The 6,000-nt window shown below is 35.2% G+C and carries 5 protein-coding genes; 1 reads left to right on the top strand and 4 read right to left on the bottom strand.

Annotation, left to right across the window (positions count from 1 at the left end):
• Nucleotides 1-129 precede the first annotated feature (129 nt).
• The 3 genes from Q4493_RS13470 to Q4493_RS13460 all read right to left on the bottom strand — a co-directional run bounded on the left by Q4493_RS13470 (nt 130) and on the right by Q4493_RS13460 (nt 3,884).
• Nucleotides 130-459: a winged helix-turn-helix domain-containing protein gene (locus Q4493_RS13470; protein ID WP_303453565.1), complete on the bottom strand. Its 330-nt coding sequence runs from the start codon at nt 457-459 to the stop codon at nt 130-132.
• Nucleotides 460-486: 27 nt separating this feature from the next.
• Entirely contained in the window at nt 487-2,001 is a 1,515-nt protein-coding gene (locus Q4493_RS13465; protein WP_303453563.1) for a hypothetical protein, read from the bottom strand.
• A gap of 308 nt (nt 2,002-2,309) precedes the next feature.
• Entirely contained in the window at nt 2,310-3,884 is a 1,575-nt protein-coding gene (locus tag Q4493_RS13460) for a sodium/sugar symporter (protein WP_303453561.1), read from the bottom strand.
• A 271-nt stretch (nt 3,885-4,155) separates the two neighbouring features.
• Between Q4493_RS13460 and Q4493_RS13455 the strand changes: the two genes are divergently transcribed.
• On the top strand, nt 4,156-5,160 hold the full coding sequence (locus Q4493_RS13455) for a LacI family DNA-binding transcriptional regulator (protein ID WP_303453559.1): 1,005 nt from the start codon (nt 4,156-4,158) through the stop codon (nt 5,158-5,160).
• Nucleotides 5,161-5,233: 73 nt separating this feature from the next.
• On the opposite strand, the gene Q4493_RS13450 is transcribed toward Q4493_RS13455, so the two are convergent.
• On the bottom strand, nt 5,234-5,947 hold the full coding sequence (locus Q4493_RS13450) for a transporter substrate-binding domain-containing protein (RefSeq protein ID WP_303453557.1): 714 nt from the start codon (nt 5,945-5,947) through the stop codon (nt 5,234-5,236).
• Nucleotides 5,948-6,000: the final 53 nt, after the last annotated feature.

The following is a 6,000-nucleotide window of genomic DNA, read 5'->3' as shown; positions in this document are numbered from 1 at the left end:
TTCGACACCTTTATCAAAACGGGTAACTCTCAATTTTTCAAATCGAAATGTCAGATCTTGTCTGAACTAATTCAAATAAAGAAATCAATAAGGCTTCTCATTAGAAGCCTTATGACTATTTACAACTCATTATCTTCCTGCAATTAAATAATATCCTTGCCCGCGCATGGCTTGAATGCCAATGCTGTTCGAACAATTTCTCAACTTCTTTCTAAGATTTGAGATATGTATATTTAGCACGTGCTGTTTATTTTCATCTCCATGAAATAACTGCCCAATAATGGTTGACCTTGGCAACAATTCAGGCGAATGCTTCATAAGTAAAGACAATAAATTAAACTCTACACTTGTTAAATTAACTGCCTTATTTTCGACTTTTACTTGCCGAGAGCCTTTACATAATGAAAGGCTCCCTATCACAGTAACTTGTTGTTTTACATTTTGAAGATGTAAATTCATATAACTCTCTACAATGACAATGAGCAGTTAGTCGGAACTACGACTAAACGTATTTGCTTTATAACCCGTAGCAGAATTTACATCGTTTTCTATTACGATAAATTGATCGGTTGATTCTTCATCGAGGATTAATTCAAACGAATCTAAAATGATGTTGCTGCTATTTTCTTTTGCCACGACATACACTTGATATGTATTGTTATTTAAATACAAAGTTTCATGCTCAGCATAACCAAAAGAGCGGTTATAATAAGCACTTTCAATAGTTTCATCACTTCGAACAAAGTAAATATTCACTAACGTAAAATCTTCGTTATCCGCTAAGTTAACCGCTGTAATCTCATGACCATAAATACTGGTATTATCACTGCTATCAATAACCAGAGAATGAATAGTTACTTCTTTTTCATCGACAATTCCATCGCCGTCTTCATCAACATTGCCGTCATTATCATCATCAACATTCTCTTCGTCAGCATAAAAGAATACCGTTTTATTGGCATTTTCTGATAAAGACAGTAAATGATGACTCACTATTGCTGTGTTGTTATTACCGGCTAATAAAGACAAGCTATAATCACCACTTTCAACGTTTAGCGGTGTACTTAATTGGCCAAACGTTAATGATTCAATTTCTGGAGAGTCATCAATATCGTTAACGTGCACTGTTACCTCTCCTTGATATTCCGGCAGTAAATCATTCACTGGAATAGCGTTATAAACTCGAAAGCGAGCTTCTGCGTTATAGTCGATGTATTCAATTTGGGCAGAATTTGAGACTTTATCCATGATAAAAGGGGATGAGCCGACACCTGTATTTTCTCGTATCACCATAATATATTGAGCAGAATAGTAATAATCGACAGCATCTGATTGATAGATCACTTCATCACTATCAGCATAAGTGATATAAAAAATATAACTGCCTTGATCAAATTTATGGTTGTCTGAAATTTCTTTGTTTTGGTAGCTTCCTAATAATTGTGCTTCATTAAATGTTTCATCCGATTCAGACACATAAACATCAATGACATTGTTATTAGTGCTGACATTTAACACATTAAAATTAAATAATGAATAGGTATCATCGTCATCATCATCAATCACTGGAATGTTATAAACAACGACATCAGGCGCAGTAACATCATCATTGAGCACCACTAACTTTAATGTGTTTTTTTCAATGGCAAGCTCACTTTGATAGATAATTTCAAGTTCACTGCGCACAGCGCTATCACCATCTTGCCAAGCGAGCTCATAGAAATAATCATTGATCTCAATTTCATAAGTTCCTAATGCTTTAGCATAAGCCACACTTGAGAATGTGATTTCAGTTTCATCATCTTCGCTGGTATCAAGATCTTCATCGATAGTGAGATAAATTTCCGGCGCGTTTTTAGAGGCGTTATAGAATTTTATATATCCTTGATTACTATCATCATCACTATCACTTGAATTACAAGCTGATACCCCCAAAACAACCAACGCAACTAACCAGTTTTTTAAACACGCTTGTCGACCAAATCCAACTCTTACTTTCATATACTACCTATCTATTATTAATAAACTTAAGATGAGGCAATAGAGGTAAGTTGAAGCATTAAGTTCTTATCTTTACACAAACTTTGCACTTCTTTAGTTTTCTTTGCTTTGGTTGGCGTATCTTTACTTAAGCTTACTTAAATAAACGAGAACCCGTAGTTTGGTCCCTTTTCTGTTTTTAGCAATCAATAAAAACTTATTAGCGACTAAATATGTTCAACGAGGTAATCATTAAAGAATTAACCGCTCGATATTTAAAGTAAATGCGCGATACTTCACTAGAAAGTCGCGCATTTACTTAAGCCTGTTTACCACCAAGCAGCGTAAAGTGCTATTAATATCAGTGTTATGCCAAGAGCAGCGACATTGAAGCTTTTTTCTGTGGTAAAGCTGATGCTTTTTATATCAACACAGCTATCGCTATTAGCTGTATTACCTTTTAAGGACACTAAATAACATAATGCTAAACAGGTTAAAAACACTAAGCCCACGCGATCCATAAAAGGTAGTGATGGCCAAGCAAACTTTAATATTAATGAAAATACTGCTGAGCCAATAGCAGCAGCTAAGGCTCCATTCGACGTTGTACGTTTCCAAAACATTCCCATAACAAATATCACAACAATGCCAGGGGTAAAAAACCCGGTAAACTCTTGAATATACTGAAACGCTTGCTCAAATTTTCCTAATAATGGCTCGGCTACCACTAACGCTATGCACAGCGAAACTAACGCCGCCATGCGGCCAATACGAACATAATGTTGCTCTGATTGATTTGGCTTAAATTTATGATAAATATCCATGGTAAAAATAGTTGAAATACTATTAGTCATCGACGCCAATGAAGAAACGATTGCCGCCACTAAGGCAGCAAAAACAAGGCCTTTAATACCTTCTGGCATTAATGCCATCATTGATGGATAAGCTTTATCGGGTGCAGTTAAGTCAGGTTGTAAAATAACGGCTGCAATACCCGGTAGTACAACAATCAATGGCATAAGTAACTTTAAATAGGCAGCAAATGCGATTCCCTTTTGCGCCTCTTTGATATTTTTAGCCGCTAAAGCACGTTGAATAATGTACTGATTAAATCCCCAATAACTAAAGTTCATTACCCACATGCCACCAATTAATACTGAGAGACCCGGTAAACTCATATAGTTAGGATGATCAGGGCTTAAAATCATATCGAAATGCCCAGGTATTTCTGTTGTTATGCGAGTAAATCCAGCGAAAATACCTGAGCCTGCTCCTAGCGCATCTAAAGCAAGATAGCTTAAAAAGAGGCCGCCGAACACAAGGAGAGTAACTTGAAGTATATCAGTATAAGCAACCGCTTTTAATCCACCATACAATGAATAGGCTATTGAAAAAACAGCTAAAAATATCATGCCGTACATCCAATCAACGCCTGCTACCGTTTCTATTGCTAAACCACCTAACCATAAAACAGCGGTAAGGTTGACAAAAATATACACAGCTAACCAAAATATCGCCATAACTGTTTTAACGCGAGTATCGTATCTTTGTTGCAAGTATTGCGGCATGGTAAATATTTTATTTTCTAAGAAAATAGGCAACATGTATTTACCGACTAAAATCAAGGTGATGGCTGCCATCCATTCATAGGAAGCAATGGCCATACCTAAAGCATAACCCGAACCCGACATACCAATAATTTGCTCTGCCGAAATATTCGAGGCGATTAACGAAGCACCAATTGCCCACCAAGGTAGTGCTTTACTGGCAAGAAAGTAATCTTCAGTATTTGCTCCTTCACTCTTCTCATTTCGAGAAATCCACAAGGCTAATATGAGTAACCCCGCGACATAAACAATAAAAACACCACTATCTAAGGTGCTTAGTGTAGTTTCAAAATTCATTAGTCCCACCTACCTGTTTTTTATTATATTTAGGGGCATTGCCAACAAAAATATCTGCAATTAACCCTGTTTTGTCATTGTGATTGACTATTTCTGTGATCTTTTAGCTCAAATATATTTGCCATCTTGTGCCTTTATTCGCAACTCACGATAGAAATGTAAACGTTTACCTATTTATTTGCAATACTCCAATTAATTTTTATTGAACAAAACACTATAAATCGTTAAGTTAGCAAATATAAATATATCAAAAAAGGTTAAACGATTACCCTTGTCGACAATAAAAGATGTTGCCAATATTGCAGGAGTATCTATTGCAACCGTTTCACGTGTTGTAAATAACGGCCCAAAAGTTGGCAATAAAACGCGAGATAAAGTATTAAAAGTGATGGCTGAAATAGGTTACACCCCTAATGCCAATGCGCGTGCCTTAGTGAAGCAAAAAAACACTACCTTAGGTGTGGTAATTCCTGCCTTAAATGATCCATTTTTTGCTTCGCTAGCCAATGGTGTTGAACGTATCGCTCGTGATAAAAAACAACATATGTTATTGAGTACCGGTGGCTTTAGTAGTGAAAGTGAACTGAATGCGATTAACTTACTTATCGAACAAAGATGTGAGTCAATGGTGGTTCATAGCAAAAAGTTAGCTGATGACACTCTGATTGAGTTGAGTAAGAAAGTGCCTGGTATTATTTTTATTGACCGCCTAGTTCCTAGCATCGAAGAAAGGTGTATCTGGTTAGAAAATACGGAAGGCGGTAAAATAGCAGCTCGACATTTGTTAGCGTTAGGTCATACGCAATTTGCTTTATTAAATAGTAATTTTGATATTGAAGATCCAAGTTTAAGACGCAAAGGCTTTGTAGAAACCATCGAAAATTTAAATTCTAAGCAAGCCAATATTCAAGAAATTAATCATGAGCCTACATTAAAAGGGGGAGAAATGGCGGCGCAGCAATTACTCTCGCTTAACATACCTTTTTCAGCCGTTTTTGCTTATAACGATGCGATGGCAATTGGTGCTATTTCTGTGCTTGAAGATAACGGTTTGCGAATTCCCGAAGATGTCTCAGTGATTGGTTTTGATGATGTATTATTGTCACAATATTCACGACCTAAGTTAACGACTATGCATTACCCTATTGAAATCATGGCAGAAAATGCGGCTAAACTAGCGATCGAATTTAGCCACAACCAACAATCAAAAAGTGATTTTAAGCATAGATATATACCCAATTTAGTAAAAAGAGAGTCAACCAGTAGCTGTGGATAATTTGAAAGAACTTAAGCTAGACAAAAGGTAAATGTTGATTTTTGGTTTTATAGAACAATAGTTATAGGAAACTTTAATCAATAAACTTTTTACTTTCAATTAATGTTGGAGCCGAACTATCTTTGTAGCTTTTGGTAATAAAATCAATGTCCATGTCATTCAATATAGCGGTTAATTTAGGTACTAATTCATAATGCTTCTTATGCAGATAATGAAATAATGGTTCTGAACCTAACGTGTCGCCATAAAAACTAGTAAAAAATTGTGAATCTGCTTTTTTAAAATATAAACCCACAGATAACGGTAATAAAATAGCATCTAACTTGTTTTGATTTAACATAGCTACCGCTTGCTTAAACCCCGTAACACTTTGACAGGTTTCATCAAGTTCACTGATTATTTTCTTGATTAAGATAACGCCTTTAACACAGCCTATTCTGTAAAAACTGCTGATATCTGCGTTATGCATTAAAAGTATTTTATTATAAGAAAACATCCTTATATCGACATAATTAATTGGAACAGGCACTCTTATTAGGTTTTTATATTCCTTTTCTATATTGATAATTCTCGAAACTTCACCATCAACTTCACCATTGTTAGCTAAAAGTAATGATCTACCAACTGGAGTATGAATAATATTTAATTGAATACCTATTTTTTGATAAGCATCATGCAAAACTAACTCTGAAAAACTTTGTAAAGCAGCATCATGCCCTCTACTTAAAGTGATTGTTTTTGCAAATGAGGAGGTTGAAAATAGTATTAATATCCAAATAAATTTCACTAATAGCACCAATTATTTCACACAATTTAAATAGTAGCAGAAAATAAAATAAT

Origin of the sequence: Colwellia sp. 1_MG-2023 (assembly GCF_030546755.1) — a bacterium.
Lineage (GTDB): Bacteria > Pseudomonadota > Gammaproteobacteria > Enterobacterales > Alteromonadaceae > Thalassotalea_H.
The sequence above is the reverse complement of the archived record's forward strand: the minus strand, read 5'-3'. Positions and strand labels throughout refer to the sequence as shown.